Raw genomic sequence first — 16,925 nt, 5'->3', positions numbered from 1 at the left:
GTGAAAAGAGAAAGGCTTGTGATACTTCTTGGAGTACTTGTTGCCCTTGTGTTTTTTTATCTCGGTTTGAATGAGTGGCTAAAGACCAAAGAAGAACAGGTTCAGCCACCGCCCCTTGTGGTTCAGCCCTCACCACAAAGAGAAGAAGCTCCACAGGCTCAACAAACTCCTGCATCTGCAGAGTTAGAACCTAAAGCAGAAGTTAAGAAACAGGAAGGGAAGCAAGAAACAAAGGAAGCTCCAAAAACCAAAGAGCAAGATGTGATAGCTCAAAAGATAAGGGAGGAAAAGAGGATAGAACCCTCTCAAAAAGCAAAAGAAGAAAAGGGTAAGGAAAAACCTCAGGAAGTTAGAGAAAGTAAAGAGGCTGCAAAAGCAACCTTAAAAACCTATACAGTTCAAATAGGAGCCTTTGCGAATGAAGAGGGTGCAAAGAAAACTGCGGAAAGAGCAAGAAAAATGGGTTATAGGGTCAACATAGTTGAGGAGGATAACTTTTACAAGGTTAGGGTTTTGGTAAGGACTGATGATATAAACAGCGAGCTAAGGAAACTGAGAGGAGTCTTTGGAGGTGCTATAGTTAAGCAATGAGAAAATTCACATTCTTAATTTTACTCTTTATCTTTTCCTGTGCTCCAAAGCAAGAAGATGTTTCTAAATCCCAGTGGCAATATCTTTATGACCTTGGCATGTCCTCTTACATAGCTAAAAACTACTCAGAGGCTATAGCCAACTTCTTTAGAGCTTCACAGCTTGCACCCAACGAGCCAAAGGTTTGGAATGCCCTTGGGCTCGCCTATATGGAGGTGCAAGAATACCAAAAGTCAGAGAATGCCTTTCTTAGAGCCCTTCAAGTGGATAAAACATATACAGAAGCAAAGCTCAACTTAGGAGTGCTCTACTATAGACAGAAGGACTATGAGAGGGCTATAAGGGTTCTTAGAGAAGTTATTGAAGACGAAGCATTTCCTCAAAAGCACATGGCTTTTTACTCCTTAGCAAAGGTCTATCAGGCTATGGATAGGCGAGAGGACTATCTTGCTAACCTCCGTAGAGCGGTTGCTTACAACCCTATGTTTCTTGATGCCCAGTTTGAGCTTGCACAGTTTTACGAGGAAGAGGGAGACTATAGGACTGCAAGGGATGTTTATCAGCGTCTAATAAGTAATGGCATAGTTAACCCTTCCATATACTTGAGTATAGCTAAGGCGGAATACAAACTTGGTAATTACACTTCCGCAAAAGACTACATAAGAAGGGTTATTGAAGACAGGCAAGTTTCTGGTCAGCTAAAGTCTCAGGCATACGAGCTTTTGAGCCTTGTTCTTATTGCTGAACAAAATTTACAGAATGCACCAAGATTTCAAGAAAGACCACATCCTCAATCAGCTCAGCAAGCCCAACCTCTACAACAGCAAGTGCCAGTGGGGGCGCCTGAAGCCAATAGGGATACTCAGACAAAGTCCAAAATTACGGAACCTACTCAGCAAACGGGTAGATTCTATAGAATACAGGTTGGTGCATTCTCTTCAGCCAATTCAGCAAAAGCTTGGAAGGACAGGTTAGAAAGGGAGTTAAACCTAAAGGATGTGGTGGTTGTGGAAAGTGCAGGGGTGTTTAAAGTTCTTTATGGAAAGTTTGAGAGCAGGGAGGAAACCATTAAAGAACTTGAAAGACTTCGTGCTTTAAACCTTTACGGCTTCATTGTGTATGAATAGCTATAGGCTTTCCTTTGTTGAGGGGATAAGGTTGCCACTTATACTTACCGCTTGTCTGAGGCTAAGGGCTAAGGCTTTAAAGCACGCTTCCGCTATATGGTGAAGAACTTTGCCAGAAAGAACCTTAACGTGAAGGGTGCTTTTGCTCTCTAAGGCAAAGCCCTTAAAAAACTCCCATATTAGCTCAAAGTCAAAGTCTGTTATCTTACCCCTTAGGTTTAAGTCCTCGTAAAAGAATAAGGGTCTGCCAGAGAGGTCTATGCTTGCAAGAACAAGAGCTTCGTCCATAGGCACTATAGCATGTCCGTAGCGATTTATACCCTTTTTGTCTCCAAGAGCCTGTAAAAAAGCCATACCCAGCACTATACCCACGTCTTCCACGGTATGATGATAAGAGACATGCACATCTCCTTCTGCGTAAAGCTCAATATCAAACCTTCCATGTCTTGCAAGGGTCTCTACCATGTGGCTTAGAAAACCTACGGGTGTCTCCACCTTGTAGTTTCCAACACCGTCAAGATTCAGTGTCAGCTCTATTGTGGTTTCCCGTGTCTGTCTGGTTATATGTGCCTTCCTCATGTAGCATGTATTCTATCACAAATCTCTTTAGAGCTTGTGCTGGGTCAGAGTAGTAAACCTTTACGCTTATGTCCAAAAGGTAGAGTTTTCTTATTAGTAGGCTAAGGTTTTCAAGGGAGTTAGCTGTAAGGTATTTTTTAAAGTTAAAAACCTGAAACTTGTGTTTTATACCCACCTCGGAGAGAGCTTTTTCTACCTCCCAACCCCTTTGCACTAAGGTCTTAGCGGTGTATAGTTTTAGAGTATAGTTTACAAGAAAAGTTAAAACCTGCAGTGGGTGTATGCCAGCCATTAAAACAGAGTTGATAGAATTTAGAGCTTTCTCGTAGTCCTTGAGAAACAAACCATCAGACAGGTCAAAAAGGCTAAGGTCAAGCTCCGCAATTACCACAGACTTGATATCTTCAAGGGTTATGTTCCTTTTTCCATAGAGTATTAGCTTATCTGTTTCAGCTCTTAGGATTTGAAGCTGGTAAGAACTTGCTTCTAAAAGATAGTCAAGGGCAGAATCTTCTATACTTATACCTTCCCTTTGAAGTTTGTTTTTTACAAGCTCCCTCACTTTTCTTTTATCCAGCTTGCCTGCATATATAACATCACCTAACCTTGACAAACTCAAAAAAGGCTCCTTTTGAAGGTCCTTATCACTCAACTTATAACTCACGTAAAAAAAGACCTTTTTGTCCTTTAACCTTTCCAAGTAGCTAATTAGGTTCTTGTGGTTTTTTATACCCTTAAAGAACTCTTCAGCCATGTAGATAAATAGAGCCTCTGTTTTTGCAAACATACCAGCTGTGCCTACAAAACCGATAAAATCCTCAAGACTTAGCTCATCACTCCACAAAATCCTCACAGGCATCATTTCCCTTAGCTTGTCAAGGAAGCTCTTTATGAGGTATTCCTCCTCGCCGTGTATGAGGTTTACTGCCTTTATCTGCCCCTTTCCGAGGTTTTTTTGGTATTCAAGCAAGCTTATCACGAGTGCATAGCCTTTAAGAAATCTTTGTTGGTTTTGAACTTCTTGAGTTTATCAAGAAGAAACTCCATAGCCTCTATGGCGTCCATAGTGGCTAAGAATTTCCTTAAGACCCATATCCTCTGAAGCTCCCAATCCTCAAGTAAAAGCTCCTCCTTTCTCGTGCCAGACTTTTCTATGTTTATGGCTGGGAATATCCTCCTTTCCATTAGCCTTCTGTCTAAGTGTATTTCCATATTTCCTGTGCCTTTAAACTCTTCGTATATAACATCGTCCATCTTTGAACCAGTTTCTATGAGAGCGGTTGCTATTATTGTTAGAGAGCCACCCTCTTCTATGTTCCGTGCAGCACCAAAGAACTTTTTAGGTCTTTGAAGTGCGGTAGCTTCTATACCACCAGTCAAAACTCTACCCGTGGGAGGTGTAACTGCATTGGCTGCCCTTCCAAAACGGGTCATAGAGTCCAAGAGTATTACCACATCCTGCTTTAGCTCCACGAGCCTCTTTGCCTTTTCCACAACCAGCTCCGCCACTTGCATGTGTCTTTCTGGTGGCTCATCAAAGGTAGAGGCAACCACCTCCGCACCCTCTCCCACTATCCTCCTCATTTCTGTGACCTCTTCTGGTCTTTCGTCTATAAGCAGGATTATCAGATGCACCTCAGGATGATTCTGTATAAGGGCTTTTGCTATTTTCTGTAGAAGCACTGTCTTTCCTGCCTTTGGTGGTGCCACTATCATACCTCTCTGCCCCTTTCCTATGGGTGCTATGAGGCTTATAACCCTTGTAGATAGTTCTGTGGGGGATGTTTCTAAGTTAAACCTTTCTGTTGGGTGGTAGGGAGTGAGTTTTTCAAAGTTGGGTCTTGCCTTAAGAATATCTGGGTCTGGTGGTAATCCATTAACGGATTCAATCTTTATAAGAGCTTGGTATTTTTCCTTCTCCTGTGGCGGTCTTGCAAAGCCTACTATGGTATCACCAGTTCTCAGTCCAAACCTTTTTATCTGGGAGGGTGCCACATAGACATCAGTGTAGTTGGGCATGTAATTGTTCTCGGAGCTTCTTATAAAGCCATAGCTCTCAGGCAGGATCTCTAATACACCCTTTACAAAGTTTAATCCCTCCTCTTTTGCCTGCACAGTGAGTATTTTCTCTATAAGCTCCTCCTTCCTCAACCCCGTTACCCTTGAAAGCTCAAGCTCTCTGCCTATTTTTTGTAGCTCCTGCAGAGATAGCTTCTTAAGCTCTTCAAGTGTATAAACCTTTTTCTCTTGAACTTGTTCCATGCTCCAAAACCTCCTTTATTTTCCTATGCAGAACCTTGCAAATATGCTACCTAAAATATCCTCCGTGCTTACAACCCCAAGAATTTCTTCCAAATAGTTAAGTGCTTCCTTCAAATCAAGCATGAGTATCTCTGGAAACAGTTCTTCTCTCTCCAGTTTGTATATTAAAGATTTTAACACCTCTGAGGATTTTTTCAAGAGGTTTTCATGTCTCACAGTTATGTATACCTGCAAGCTATTACTTACATGAAGACCAAGTCTTTGCAAAATGGCGTCTTTTAGCTCTTCCAATCCATAGCCAGTTAAAGCACTTACCCCCACAGCCTCAGGGAAAGACCTAAGCACCTCTTCCACAACACCCTTGTCTATCTTGTTAGCCACCACAATATGCTCAAGGTCTTTGACCATGGAGTATATGTTAAGGTCTTCTTCCTCAAGAGAACTGCTAACGTCCACCACAAAGAGGACCATGTCCGCACTTTTGAGCTTTTGGAGACTTCTTTCTACTCCTATCTTCTCCACTGGGTCTTGGGTATATCTTATGCCTGCGGTGTCTATAAGGTTTACTGGTATACCCTTAAGAGTTAGAATTTCTTGCAAAAAGTCTCTTGTAGTCCCGGGAATATCTGTAACTATGGCCCTTTCTTTGCCAAGCAAGGCATTAAAGAGAGAGGATTTACCTACGTTTGGCTTCCCCACTATGGCAAGGTTTATGCCCCTTCTGAGAAACTCTCCAGTCTTTACCGTTGAGAGAAGTTTATCTATGTCCTTGAGAATTTCCTTAAGAAGGCTTATTACTTGCTCCTTGCTTAGAGTGGGAATATCCTCTTCCGAAAACTCTATATCCGCCTCCACATAGGCAAGAAGCTCAAGAAGTCTGTTTCTAAGGGAACTTATAAGAGAAGAGAGTTCTCCTTGGAGTTGTCTTTGGGCGGACTTTAAACTCAGCTCGGACTTAGCACCAATAAGGTCTCCTACCGCCTCCGCCTGCAGAAGGTCCAACTTTCCGTTTAAAAAGGCTCTCTTGGTAAATTCTCCAGGCTCTGCCAACCTTATACCCTTTGAAAGGAAAAGCTCAAGGGCTTTTTTTAAGATGAGAGGGTTTCCATGCAGGAAAAGCTCCACCATATCCTCACCTGTATAGCTTCTTGGAGATGGGTAAAAGATTAAAATTCCCTCATCAAGCACGCTACCATCTTTGTCCTTTAATTTCACAAAATGTGCATACCTTGGCTTTAAATTTCCTTTGAGGATAAATAGCTCTTTTATCCTTTCCCACACACCAAGACCAGAAAGCCTTATGGCTCCAATTGCACTTTCACCAAAAGGAGTTGCTATGGCAACTATAGGTTCTCTTTGCCTTACCATGGGTTTTTAGAAAAACTTATTCAGTCTAATATAAGCGTCAAGCTCTTAGCATGCTCAAGGGCTTTCCTAAATTCCTCTTTGCTTATCCTTCTTGAAAGTTCAGGATACTTGTGGGCTTGATAGTATGGCATGTATTGGTCCATTACATTAACCGCCATGCGAGGTGAGATGGACCTTAGCTCATCCATCACAGTTTTTGTTTTGGCTACATCTTGGGGCAGGACGAGATGCCTCACTAAAAGACCCCTTATGGCTATGCCTTCTTGGTCTACTTTAAGGTCTCCTACCTGCCTATACATTTCTCTTATCGCCTGAAGGGTTACCTTGTGATAGTCCTTTACCTTTGAGTATTTCTTGCCAGCGAGGTCATCTCCATACTTGAAGTCCGCCAAATATATGTCTACAATACCGTCAAGAAGCCTAAGGCTTTCAAGGCTGTCGTAAGAGGAAGTGTTATACACTATAGGAATTATTAGACCACCCTTTACCGCAATATACAGAGCTTGAAGTATCTGAGGCACCACGTGGGATGGGCTCACAAGGTTTATGTTGTGACAGCCAAGTCTCTGAAGCTTTAAAAAGACCTCCGCAAGTTCTTCTGGTTTTAGTTCCTCACCTTCTCCCAAGTGGCTTGTGGTGTAGTTTTGACAGTAAACACACCTCATATTGCAATAGGAAAAAAACACCGTTCCAGAACCCCTTTTGCCTCTTATGGGTTTTTCTTCGCCTCTGTGAGGAAAGTAGTCCGCTACAATTGCGTATCTACCAGTTTTGCAATACCCCCTTTCGTCCCTCAACCTGTTTACACCACATATATGAGGGCACACTCGGCAATTAGAGAGCATATCAAGAGCCCTGTTTATGCGAGCGAGCCACTCCTCCTCGCTTAAGTTGAGATAGGATGGATATTTCTTCATCACAGTTTGGGTTATAATATATACCATGAAACTAAGAATAGACAAGGGAGAATTTTTGTCTGCCCTTCAGAAGGCAAAGAACGCCACAGAGAAGAAGTCCGCTCTACCCATATTGAACAACTTCCTTCTAATCGCAGAGGATGAGTTTCTTACTCTAAAGGCAACAGACCTTGAAAACTTCTTGTCCTTGCGTATATCCGCAGAGATAGAAGATGAGGGTAAAACAGCAGTTAACGCAGATAAGCTCACCAACGTGATAAAGAGTATGTCCGTTGCTACCGTTTACCTTGAGCTAAAGGAAGACAAGCTAACTGTAGGAGGTGGCAGGAGCACCTTTAGGCTTACGACCCTTGACCCAGAGGACTTTCCAGAATTTCCTCAACCAGAAACCTCCACAGAGCTTCCTTCGGTAGACCTTATCAAGGCAATAGACAAAGTGGAATACGCTATATCAAAAGATGACACTCGTTATGCACTGCAAGGTCTTTATGTTCACGAGGTGGATGGGAAGACTCACTTTGTGGGTTCAGACGGACACAGGCTTGCCCTCTTTTGGAGGAATTCTCCTTTCCCTATGGAGCTTCTCATACCAAGGAAGAGCCTAAAGGTCATTCAAGGTCTTATGAAAGATTACATCGGGTCTGTGCAATGTGGTAAGGATGAGTCCTTTGCCCATTTTACAGGAGAGGACTGGAGCCTGTCAGTAAGGCTTTTGGAAGGTGAATACCCAGACTATATGATAGTCATACCCAAACACTTCAACCACGAAGTGGTTGTTAACAAATCCGCCCTTCTTGAGAGTCTAAAGAGACTTTCCGCCATAGCTGAGTCTTCCGCCTTTCCTGTAAAGATTAGCTTTTCCGACCACGTTGCCCTTCTTGAAATATCAGACCCAGAGTATGGAGAGGGAAGGGATGAGGTGGATGTGGATTATACCGGTGAGCCTATAGAGGTAGGTTTTAACGGCAAATACCTTATTGAAGCCCTTGACAGTTTTGATGTGGATAGGGTATGGATAAAGATAGTGGACCCAGATAGTGCAGTGGTTATTGAGTCCGATGACAAAGAAAGTGATCCATACCTCTGCGTGGTTATGCCAATGAGGCTCTAAGAATTGGCTTTCTGTTTGCCTCCGCTTCTTTTATTCTTCTCACTGGCGTTTTGTGAGGAGAGGACTTGAGATGCTCGGGGTTTTCTTGTGCGGTCTTTACTATCTCCTCTAAGGCTTTAGCAAATCTTTCAAGGGTCCGAGGACTTTCCGTTTCTGTGGGTTCTATCATAAGAGCTTCCCTTACCGTAAGTGGAAAGTATACGGTGGGTGCATAAAAGCCTCTATCCAATAGAGCCTTAGCCACATCCATAGCCTTTACATCCCACTTTAAGAGGTTTTGAGCGGACAAGACAAACTCATGCATGCAAGGGACATGCTCATAGGGGTCAAGTAGGAGGTCTTTAAGAAGCGTTCTCAAATATCTGGCGTTGAGGATAGCGTATTTTGAAACCAAGTCTATCTGCGAGCCGTAAGAGAGTATATAAGCCAAAGCCCTTACAAAGACACCTACATGTCCATAAAAGGCAAGGAGCTTACCCACGCTTTTGGGTCTATCCCAGTCAAGTTTGTATTTACCATCCTCAAAGACCACATGAGGGACAGGAATATAGTCTACGAGCCTTTCTGAAACGCCTACCGCACCACCACCCGGGCCACCGCCACCATGAGGTGTGGAAAAAGTCTTATGAAGATTAAAATGCATCACATCCACACCCCACTCCCCTGGTCTTGCAATCCCCACAAGGGCGTTCATGTTAGCACCGTCCATATACAAGAGGGCATCCCTTTCATGAAGGGCGTCCGCTATATCCCTTATCCTTTTCTCAAATATACCCAAAGTGTTAGGGTTCGTTATCATAAGGCATGCGGTCTCATCGCTTAGCTTTTTCTGAAAGTCTTCCCAATCAAGCTCTCCGTCTCTGTTGCTCCTTACCGTTATTACCTCAAAGCCACACAAGGAAGCGGTTGCAGGGTTTGTGCCGTGAGAGGTGTCTGGAACAAGGACTTTTTTCTTGTGGAAATTTCCCCTATCTCTGTGATAGGCAAGTATCATTAAAAGACCCAGAAGCTCTCCATGAGCTCCAGCTGCGGGTTGCAGAGAAACCTCTCTAAAGCCACCTATCTCTTTGAGAAACTCCTTTAGTTCATACATAAACTTTAAAGTTCCCTGAGCATAGTCCTCTGGCGTCATAGGGTGCAGGTTCAAAAAACCTTCAAGTCTTGCAAGCTCTTCGTTTATTCTTGGGTTATACTTCATAGTGCAAGAGCCAAGAGGAACCATGGTGGTATCTATGGCATAGTTAAGTTGAGAAAGCCTTGTATAATGCCTTACCACATCAAGCTCGGAGACCTCTGGAAATTTAAGGTCTTCTCGGAAGTATTCACCAAGATGCTCTTTGAGGTTAACCTCTTCTACGTCCAACTCTGGCAGGCGATAGCCCCTTCTTCCCTTTGAAGAGAGCTCAAAGATTAGCATTTTGTAATTATACACCTTATATTTTTATCTGTCATGGTTGAGGTAAAAAACGCTTATAGAGGCTACGCCTTCTTGGTGGCTTCCTTTCTCCTCTTTACCGCCATTGTTATAGTTGGACTCTTTCATCTTGAGGAGAGAGGCACTCTTTACTTTGCCCTTCTTGGTGGCACGTCCGCCCTTTTCACCTTTGCCCTTTTCTCATACGCCTTGAGCGTCTACAGTTTCCTAAAAGAAGAATACGCGAAGAAAAAAAGCCTTTGGACTTTTCTCTTTGACTTTCTTGCAGACCTTAGGCTCGCCATTTTTATAATGGTAGTTCTTGCCATTTTCTCTATGCTTGGCTCCACTTACGTTCAGCAAAACCAACCTATAGAGTTTTACCTTGACAGGTTTGGTGCGGATGTAGGTTATTGGCTTTGGAGACTTTGGATAACGGATGTTTTCCGGTCATGGTATTACATCGGACTAATAGTGCTCCTTGCCATAAACCTCATAGCCTGCTCCTACAAAAGACTTCCAAGAGTATGGGTCCAGACCTTTACAAAGGAAAGGTTTCAAAGGTTGGATGAAAACATGGAAAGACACCTAAAAGCCATATCCATAGAGGTAAACCCTTCAAAGGAAAAGGTAGCACGCTTTTTGGGAAAGCTCGGATTTAGGGTTTTTATGGAAGAGGAGGGTGGAAAGACCTACTTTTATGGAGAAAAGGGAAGGTATGCTCGTCTTGGTGTTTATGTGGTTCACATAGGTCTCCTTGTTATAATGGCGGGTGGACTAATAGATGCCATATGGGGCATAAGGGGAACAGTTATAATTCCCGAGGGCTCAAGGAGTGATACCCTATTCATACCTGCCAAAGAAAAAGCTATAAAGCTACCTTTTCAGATAGAGTTGGAAGAGTTTAGAATAGTTAGCTACGAAGAAGAGTTTCAGAGAAAGGGAAAAACTAAAGAAACACCTTTCAAAGATGCCATAGCGAGCTTTGAGAGCGATATAAGGATAATTCAGGATGGAAAGGCAGTTTCGGAAGGTATGACCGCTGTAAACTCCCCTTTTGACTTTGGCACATATAGAATATTTCAAGCAACCTACGGGCTAACAGGAGATGCAGGCAGGGCTAAGATTGCCATTTTTGACAAAAAGCTCGCACCACAAGACCCGCAGAAGGCTTTTGTTGGAGAAGTGGAACTAAAAGCTGGCAAAGTATCCGAGTTTAAAAATATGCTCTTGGCAATAGATAGGTCTACTCTAAACATAGAAGACGAGCAAAAAGGCTTTGAAGGTGAGCTCAAGCCTGCCCTTGTGATAAAGGTTCTTATGGACGGGAAGGCTTACGATGTGCCTGTGGTCTACTCGCCAGAGCTTACAGTTTTTGCCCAATCTGTGATACCACAGCTTGCGGAGTTTCCCTATGTCTTTTTCCTTGTGGACTTTGAGCCTCAGTTCTTTAGTGGTCTTCAGGTTTCGCGCCAGCCTGGCACACCCATAATATGGCTTGGGTCTATACTGGTTGTGGGTGGAATGATTCTTGCCTTTTACACAGTCCATCGGAAAGTATGGGCAAGGCTTGAAGGTAATACCCTAAAGGTAGCCTTTTGGTCTCACAAGTTTAAAGAAGAGTTTAAAAATAGCTTTCTAAAATCTTTGGAGGAGCTAAGGCATGAAAATCCTTCTCATGGAAAAGAACCTAATACTTCTTAGTAGGATAAGGTCATCCCTCGGTGGTCATGAGGTAAGGGTTGGCATCAACTACGAAGGTGAGGATATGGTTCTCATAAGCCTTGAGCAGTTTCCTGTGGAAAAGGTTGCTGAGCTAAAAGCTTTGGGTGCAAAGGTTATAGCCTACTGTGGGCATAAAAACGTAGAACTAATGAAAAAAGCCAAAGAGCTTGGTGCAGACCTTGTGGTGCCAAACAGTCAAATAGTGCAAGCGGGAAGTCTAATTGAAAGCCTCTGAAAGCTCCATAATCCTTTCTGATTGTTCTTTGTTTAATGGCACAACAGATAACCTTGGCATCCTTAGGAGAAGAGAATCTTTAAAAAGTGGTTCAGTCCTTAAAACCTTGAGACTTACAGGCTTTTTCAAAAGACCCGCGGGCTCTAAATCCACAACCCAGAGATTATTATCATCCTTATAGGGCTTAGAAATTACCTTTGCAAGTCCCACTACCGCCTTTATGTTGCCCGTATGGTATATAAAGCATGTGTCTCCCACTTTCATAAGACTTATATATTTCTGTGCAAGAGGGTTCTTAACGCCATCCCATCGGGTTATTCCATCCCTGAGAAGGTCATCGTAGGAATACTCAGAAGGCTCTGTTTTGAGAAGGTAATAGTTCCCCCCTTTCATAGAAATTTATTCCTACCACCGCAGGGGTTTAGGAAGTCCCTGTAGTATGGATTAGCCCTTAGGACTTCCAAGGCAGCACTATTACAGCCTTTTAGTCTCTCAAGGTGCCTTTTTATCAGCACCTCAAGGACTTTCTTTTTCGCAGTAGTAGGTCTTAAACCCAAGAGAGACGCTCTCTTGAGTATGTTCTTAGCTGAGTTTACCTGTGCATTTGCTCTTTTACCACAAAGTTTGCACTCAAACTCCTCTGTGTCCTTCCTGTTCCTTCTGTCTATGTATCCACAACTATTGCATTCCTGCGATGTGTAAGCGGGATTTATCTCCACCACCTGTATGCCATATACCTCTTGCAACCTCCTTAGCTTTTCCTTTATATACCTCTTGCCAAAGTTCTGAATTAGCCTGTTCATCCTCTTTGATAACTCTGGACTTCTGAAGTCTAACTTCTCCACTACTATCTTCTTTGGTCTATACACCTCTATCAACCTGTTTATATACCTGTTTATCTCACTCCTCAAAAACTCTCTAAACCTTCGGAGGATTTCTCTGTATTTCTTGTCCTTTGATGGCTTTAGTCCTTTCCTTTGTAGTTCTGCCATCCTCTTGGTTATCTTACTATCATAGCTTTTCAAAAACTCAAAGAAGTTCCTCCCTATCAGGTCTCCTTCGCTGGTTGCTATCAAAGGTCTTAGCCCTATGTCTATCCCTATCTCCTCTACCGCTGGAATGTATCTGTCTTTTTTATCTTCTATCTCCTTGACAAGTTTTACTTTCACCTTTCCGTCCTCTTCTATTAACTGATAGAAGTTTATAAATTCTCCCTCAAGGTTTTCTATGTATTTGTTTGCTTTGAGAGGAATATAAACTGGCTTTCTCTTTTCAAGGGTTGAGACCTTTAGCCAGTAATCAAAACTTTTGCTATGTGTGTTTTTCTCAAGCACTGCAACCTTCTGGTCTAAATGCATTGCTATATGTTTAAAGGATGGCTTTCTCCATTGGTGGTATATGTGCTTGAATATCTTCCTTGCAAGTTTCATATCTTTCTGAGTTATCCATTCCTTTGGTGGTGTTCTCAAAAACCATCCTTTGAAACTATTCAGATACAGCAAAGCCCTTTTTCTTTCTTGTGGTAGAGTTGAATTAATGACTATTTGCCTAAATCTATTTGCGAGGTTAGAAGTCCAGCTTTCAAGCAGGGATACTACTTGCCATAGGCGTGTTTGTTTGTATCTCTCAGATAGTTTGCTTTGGATGTGCTTTATATTGGCGTATCTGTCAAACTTGGCTTCTGCAAAAAAGATAGACCATTGATTCTTTGCTATTTTGTATGCGGTTTTTCTGTATTCTTTGAGGAGTGTAAGGAGTTTATTTTGTTTTCCTCTGTTAGCATATTGAGGATATTCTCCGACTGCTATTGGTTTATTTGTAGGCATTGGATATTATACCCCCTTTGAAAAGCCTCCGAGTTCTCTTATAGCTTATACCTATTTTTTTAACGCATTGTGAAAGTTTCATGACAAAAAACATAAACTAACCTTCTATATTTGTCAAGAGCTTTCTATTGTTTCAGTGATTAGTTTCTAATACATTTAGGAACACTTCTCCGCCAGAGATTTTATCATGGATGGTATATATCCAAAAACTCTGCCTATTTCCTGCCCATTTTTCAAGAATATAACCGTTGGAGAGCCTACAATTCCATATGCTTTAGCCAGTTCCCTATCCTTGGTTATATCGTAAACCTCTACTTTTAGGTTTGGATACTTGCTAAGCTCCCTGTAGCTGGCTTTACAGGATGCACAACCGGGTTGCTCAAAGAGTAAAACTTGGCACAAGGCAAGGGCCACTGTAAGCATGGTTTAAATTTAATACGATGCAGGAGTTTGTGCAAGTATGCCTTGAGCTTGCAAAGGAAGGCTTTGAAAGGTCTGAAGTGCCTGTGGGCTGTGTGGTGGTAAAGGATGGCGTGGTAATAGGCAAGGCTCACAACAGAGTAGAGGAGTTAAAAGACCCTACCGCACATGCAGAGATGCTCGCCCTTAGAGAAGCTATGCAAAAACTCGGTGAGAAATACCTCTATGGCTGTGAGGTCTATGTAAGCCTTGAGCCATGTCCCATGTGTGCCTATGCCATGGTGTTGGCAAGGGTAGAAAGAGTTGTGTTTCTTGCAGTTGATGAAAAGTATGGTGCGGTTATGAGTAGGTTTAACCTCCTTGACGAGCCATATTTTAACCACAGAGTAAAGTGGGAATATCTACCTATAGAGGAAGCGAGGAGTTTGTTGAAGGAGTTTTTCAGAAAGAGGAGAATATCAAACACTTAATTCTCTTTTCAGAACTCCCAAAATATCCTCAGAGCTTATTAGCTTTTTAATCAAGGTATGTAAAAACTCTTTGTCTTTTATCTCTCTTACCCTTTCTGCCAAACCCTCTGGTACATAGCCAAGCCTGCTCTCTACGAGAGTTATAACCATATTTTGTGCAAACTCTAACTCTCCAATCTGCTTACCCTCTTCCAATCCAAGCCTATAAAGAATATCCTTTCTCAACTTCCTCTTTGGCAATCTTACATCCTCAGGTCTAACCACTATAGGCATGTGCTTGACCTCCTCCGTGAGCCTTATCCTTAAGTTAGGTCTTAGTTCTGTCAGCGTCAAGGCTTTCAAAAGGTAGTCTTTTCTCTCTTCTTCGTTCATGCCTTCCATGGTCTTTATGAGTTTCTCTATCAGATATAACTCGTCCTCTACCCCACACAAACATGCCAATAGCCTATCCATAGGGTCTGGGCTTTCCAAAAGCACTCTGCAGTCTATCTGCCTTATGTCAAGCATCTCATAGCTAAAGGTAAGGTTTCTAAGCCTTAGCTTTGATTTCATCCTTAGCTTTCTGTTTCCCACATAAACAAGGAGCTGTTTTATGGGACTGTTTGGATATCTTTCCCATATGGCAAGGTAATAGCGTAGCATTCTGAAGGGTATGTTAGGGTCGTTGAAGGACTGGAATTCTATATGCAATACGCTTTCATCCTCAAGCCTTGCCAAGAAGTCCACTCTTAACTCTGTGGAAGGGAAGTTGGTGGGTAGCAGTTCCTTTATTGGTGCTGGTGCAAGTATCTTGCTAAGCCTGTGTGGGATTTCTTCAAAGATGTCTTTGAGGGCTATGTCTTTTGAAGGCATTTATGAATTTTAATACACAGGGTCAAAGGCTTGCGTTTTTAAGATCACTTCTTGCCATTCTCTTTCTGGAGAGGAATCCCAAACTATGCCTGCACCCGCAAAGTAGGAAACCCTTCTACCTGAGCCTGTGGCAGTTCTAATTAGCACACTTAGGAGAAAATCCCCGCCTTTTATAAGCCCCCCCGCTCCGCAGTAGTAGTCTCTGCTGTGAGGCTCAAGCTGGTCTATGACTTCTACTGCCTTTCTTTTGGGAGCACCTACCACGGAAGCGGGTGGAAAGGTCTCTTTGAGTATCTCCTGCAGGCTTTTTTCTGTTCTTGCCCTCACTGTGGAATGCATCTGAAAAAGCGTTTTGTATTCTTCTATCTTAAAAAGTTCTGTCACTTCTACACTTCCAGACAGAGCTATTCTTGATAAGTCATTCCTTACCATGTCCGTTATCATGAGGTTTTCCGCCTTGTCCTTTTCGCTTTTTAAAAGGTCTTCTTTGTTTTTTGCAGTCCCTTTTATAGGTTTGCTTAGTATAAGGTCTCCCTCCTTCTTTAGAAAAAGCTCCATAGAGCCACTTATAACATAAAAGCCCTCAAGGTCAAGGAAAAAGGCGTATGGCACTGGCTGACGCATATAGTATCTTACAAAAAGGTCAAGAGGGTCTTCATAAAGCAAAAAATCAAACCTACAGGTAAGGTTTAGCTGATATACTACGCCTTTTGATATGAGCCTTTTGACCTCTTTAACCGCATCTATGTAGTCCTTTGCAGTAAAGGAGGAGGAAACCCTCTCAAGTCTTATTTCCTTCTGCTCATAAGAAAACCTCTCAAACCCTTCAATCTCAAGACATACAATAGGTGGAAAATTTCCACTTTTTATCTGTAAGCCTAAGATTTCAGAGCTTAAAGAATAAGAAAACAAGGCAAAGCCATAGTTTAAGTTTTTGAAATCCTTGAGAGAATTATAGACCTTTAAATCCCTTACCTTGGCTTTAAAAAAACCTTCTTCACCCAACCACCCACCAGAAAGAATAAGACGCATTCACAGAAGCCCTTTCCACTCTTCTACCATCTGCGTATCAAGGTCTACAAGTACGACCTTTTTGAGGTTCTTTGGTTGAAAATTCCTTATTTCCTCAATCATGGCTCTTGCGGACACATCCTTTGGAAGTCTTCCCACACCCGTTCCCATACCAGGCATGGCAATGCTTTCAAAACCCATCCTATCCGCAAGCTCCAAAACCGCCCTTACCGCTCTTCTTACCTTTTCCTCTGTGGTTTCCATAGCAGGTTCTTCCATAGTAGGCGCGTGTATTACGCCCTTAAAAGGCAGTTTTCCTGCAGAGGTCAAGACCGCAGAACCTACAGGTATAGGAGCTTTTGAAACTGCCTCCTTCTCTATCTCCTCACCACCAAACCTTTTTATCACTCCAGCCACACCGCCACCCATAAGACCAAGAGAGTTGGCAGGGTTTACTATGGCATCCGCCTGAACCTCAAGGAGACTTCCCTGGACTACACTTATCTCTATCATGGCAAATGCGTCCCCGGGAGGATTCGAACCTCCGACCTCGAGATTAGGAATCTCGCGCTCTGTCCTTCTGAGCTACGGGGACTGACATAATATATTATATCAAACCCTTCTCCCTTGCATACTCTCCGTATTTTTTGTCTACCTTTCCTATATGTCCTGCGAGCCATCCCCAGGAAAGGGCTAAGGATTCTCTAAAAGCCTCCACATCTCCGCTCCCTACCTTTGGTAGTAGGTCAAGTATGACTTTTTTAAACATATCGTGAGCCTTCTTATGTCTTTCAAACTCTGGATATCCGATAGCCTCCATAAATTTTTCCTCCCTTGTAAGATGCCAGTTCACATAATGGAGTAGCTCCTCTTTAAAAATCCTAATAGCTTGTTCTTTTTTGCCCTCTTTTAGGAGTGTGTAAACCTCGTTAAGGTAGTCCACGAGCATTTGGTGGTCCTTGTCCATCTCCTCCACACCAGTTTTTAGGTCTTCTGTAAGTTCCAAAACCATGGCTT

19 protein-coding genes and 1 tRNA gene are annotated in these 16,925 nt (G+C 42.7%); 6 read left to right on the top strand and 14 right to left on the bottom strand.

Annotation, left to right across the window (positions count from 1 at the left end):
* Both IAE16_RS08555 and IAE16_RS08550 read left to right on the top strand, forming a co-directional pair.
* Complete coding sequence (locus IAE16_RS08555) at window positions 1-591, top strand: SPOR domain-containing protein (RefSeq protein WP_323700408.1); 591 nt, start codon at window positions 1-3, stop codon at window positions 589-591.
* Entirely contained in the window at window positions 588-1,718 is a 1,131-nt protein-coding gene (locus IAE16_RS08550; RefSeq protein ID WP_323700406.1) for an SPOR domain-containing protein, read from the top strand. Before IAE16_RS08555 ends, IAE16_RS08550 begins: the two co-directional genes overlap by 4 nt.
* Here IAE16_RS08550 and hisB read toward each other — a convergent pair whose 3' ends face one another.
* From hisB to IAE16_RS08525, 5 genes are read right to left on the bottom strand one after another with little or no spacing between them, the layout of a single operon-like run.
* On the bottom strand, window positions 1,719-2,297 hold the full coding sequence (gene hisB / locus IAE16_RS08545; protein WP_323700405.1) for an imidazoleglycerol-phosphate dehydratase HisB: 579 nt from the start codon (window positions 2,295-2,297) through the stop codon (window positions 1,719-1,721).
* Window positions 2,233-3,276 carry a DNA polymerase III subunit delta gene (gene holA / locus IAE16_RS08540; protein WP_323700403.1) on the bottom strand — a complete coding sequence of 348 codons (1,044 nt, stop codon included), beginning with the start codon at window positions 3,274-3,276 and terminating at the stop codon, window positions 2,233-2,235. Before holA ends, hisB begins: the two co-directional genes overlap by 65 nt.
* Window positions 3,273-4,559 carry a transcription termination factor Rho gene (gene rho, locus IAE16_RS08535; protein WP_323700401.1) on the bottom strand — a complete coding sequence of 429 codons (1,287 nt, stop codon included), beginning with the start codon at window positions 4,557-4,559 and terminating at the stop codon, window positions 3,273-3,275. Before rho ends, holA begins: the two co-directional genes overlap by 4 nt.
* Window positions 4,560-4,574: 15 nt before the next feature.
* Entirely contained in the window at window positions 4,575-5,927 is a 1,353-nt protein-coding gene (mnmE, locus tag IAE16_RS08530) for a tRNA uridine-5-carboxymethylaminomethyl(34) synthesis GTPase MnmE (RefSeq protein ID WP_323700400.1), read from the bottom strand.
* A 20-nt stretch (window positions 5,928-5,947) separates the two neighbouring features.
* Complete coding sequence (locus tag IAE16_RS08525) at window positions 5,948-6,871, bottom strand: radical SAM protein (RefSeq protein ID WP_323700399.1); 924 nt, start codon at window positions 6,869-6,871, stop codon at window positions 5,948-5,950.
* Between IAE16_RS08525 and dnaN the strand changes: the two genes are divergently transcribed.
* Window positions 6,870-7,955, top strand: a complete 1,086-nt coding sequence (dnaN, locus tag IAE16_RS08520) for a DNA polymerase III subunit beta (protein WP_323700398.1) — start codon at window positions 6,870-6,872, stop codon at window positions 7,953-7,955. The genes IAE16_RS08525 and dnaN overlap by 2 nt on opposite strands.
* Here dnaN and gcvPB read toward each other — a convergent pair.
* Window positions 7,936-9,372, bottom strand: a complete 1,437-nt coding sequence (gene gcvPB / locus IAE16_RS08515; RefSeq protein WP_323700397.1) for an aminomethyl-transferring glycine dehydrogenase subunit GcvPB — start codon at window positions 9,370-9,372, stop codon at window positions 7,936-7,938. The two genes, dnaN and gcvPB, sit on opposite strands and share 20 nt — an antisense overlap.
* Window positions 9,373-9,405: 33 nt before the next feature.
* On the opposite strand from gcvPB, the gene resB reads away from it, so the two are divergent.
* Window positions 9,406-11,073: a cytochrome c biogenesis protein ResB gene (resB, locus tag IAE16_RS08510; RefSeq protein WP_323700396.1), complete on the top strand. Its 1,668-nt coding sequence runs from the start codon at window positions 9,406-9,408 to the stop codon at window positions 11,071-11,073.
* A complete protein-coding gene (locus tag IAE16_RS08505; RefSeq protein ID WP_323700395.1) occupies window positions 11,033-11,329 on the top strand; it encodes a hypothetical protein in 297 nt (98 codons plus the stop codon). The genes resB and IAE16_RS08505 overlap by 41 nt, the downstream gene beginning before the upstream one ends.
* Here the strand turns inward: IAE16_RS08505 and IAE16_RS08500 are convergent.
* The 3 genes from IAE16_RS08500 to IAE16_RS08490 form a co-directional block, all read right to left on the bottom strand.
* Window positions 11,312-11,722, bottom strand: coding sequence for an EVE domain-containing protein (locus tag IAE16_RS08500; RefSeq protein ID WP_323700394.1), 411 nt, complete (start codon window positions 11,720-11,722; stop codon window positions 11,312-11,314). The two genes, IAE16_RS08505 and IAE16_RS08500, sit on opposite strands and share 18 nt — an antisense overlap.
* Complete coding sequence (locus tag IAE16_RS08495; RefSeq protein WP_323700393.1) at window positions 11,719-13,155, bottom strand: RNA-guided endonuclease TnpB family protein; 1,437 nt, start codon at window positions 13,153-13,155, stop codon at window positions 11,719-11,721. Before IAE16_RS08495 ends, IAE16_RS08500 begins: the two co-directional genes overlap by 4 nt.
* Window positions 13,156-13,311: 156 nt before the next feature.
* The gene (locus IAE16_RS08490) at window positions 13,312-13,578 is read right to left on the bottom strand and encodes a thioredoxin family protein (protein WP_323700392.1); all 267 of its coding nucleotides are present in this window, start codon (window positions 13,576-13,578) and stop codon (window positions 13,312-13,314) included.
* Window positions 13,579-13,595: 17 nt separating this feature from the next.
* Here IAE16_RS08490 and IAE16_RS08485 point away from each other — a divergent pair, with 17 nt between their 5' ends.
* On the top strand, window positions 13,596-14,045 hold the full coding sequence (locus tag IAE16_RS08485) for a nucleoside deaminase (protein ID WP_323700391.1): 450 nt from the start codon (window positions 13,596-13,598) through the stop codon (window positions 14,043-14,045).
* Here the strand turns inward: IAE16_RS08485 and IAE16_RS08480 are convergent.
* From IAE16_RS08480 to IAE16_RS08460, 5 genes are all read right to left on the bottom strand, one after another.
* The gene (locus tag IAE16_RS08480; RefSeq protein ID WP_323700390.1) at window positions 14,034-14,897 is read right to left on the bottom strand and encodes an RpnC/YadD family protein; all 864 of its coding nucleotides are present in this window, start codon (window positions 14,895-14,897) and stop codon (window positions 14,034-14,036) included. The two genes, IAE16_RS08485 and IAE16_RS08480, sit on opposite strands and share 12 nt — an antisense overlap.
* Before the next feature lie 9 nt (window positions 14,898-14,906).
* The gene (locus IAE16_RS08475; RefSeq protein WP_323700389.1) at window positions 14,907-15,929 is read right to left on the bottom strand and encodes a chorismate-binding protein; all 1,023 of its coding nucleotides are present in this window, start codon (window positions 15,927-15,929) and stop codon (window positions 14,907-14,909) included.
* Window positions 15,930-16,421, bottom strand: a complete 492-nt coding sequence (locus IAE16_RS08470; RefSeq protein WP_323700388.1) for an ADP-ribose-binding protein — start codon at window positions 16,419-16,421, stop codon at window positions 15,930-15,932.
* An 8-nt stretch (window positions 16,422-16,429) separates the two neighbouring features.
* Window positions 16,430-16,503 (bottom strand) — tRNA-Arg (locus tag IAE16_RS08465).
* Between the two features lie 12 nt (window positions 16,504-16,515).
* Window positions 16,516-16,920, bottom strand: coding sequence for a bacteriohemerythrin (locus IAE16_RS08460; RefSeq protein WP_323700387.1), 405 nt, complete (start codon window positions 16,918-16,920; stop codon window positions 16,516-16,518).
* Window positions 16,921-16,925: the final 5 nt, after the last annotated feature.

The organism is Hydrogenobacter sp. T-2 (genome assembly GCF_033971325.1).
Taxonomy (GTDB): domain Bacteria; phylum Aquificota; class Aquificia; order Aquificales; family Aquificaceae; genus Pampinifervens; species Pampinifervens diazotrophicum.
The sequence above is the reverse complement of the archived record's forward strand: the minus strand, read 5'-3'. Positions and strand labels throughout refer to the sequence as shown.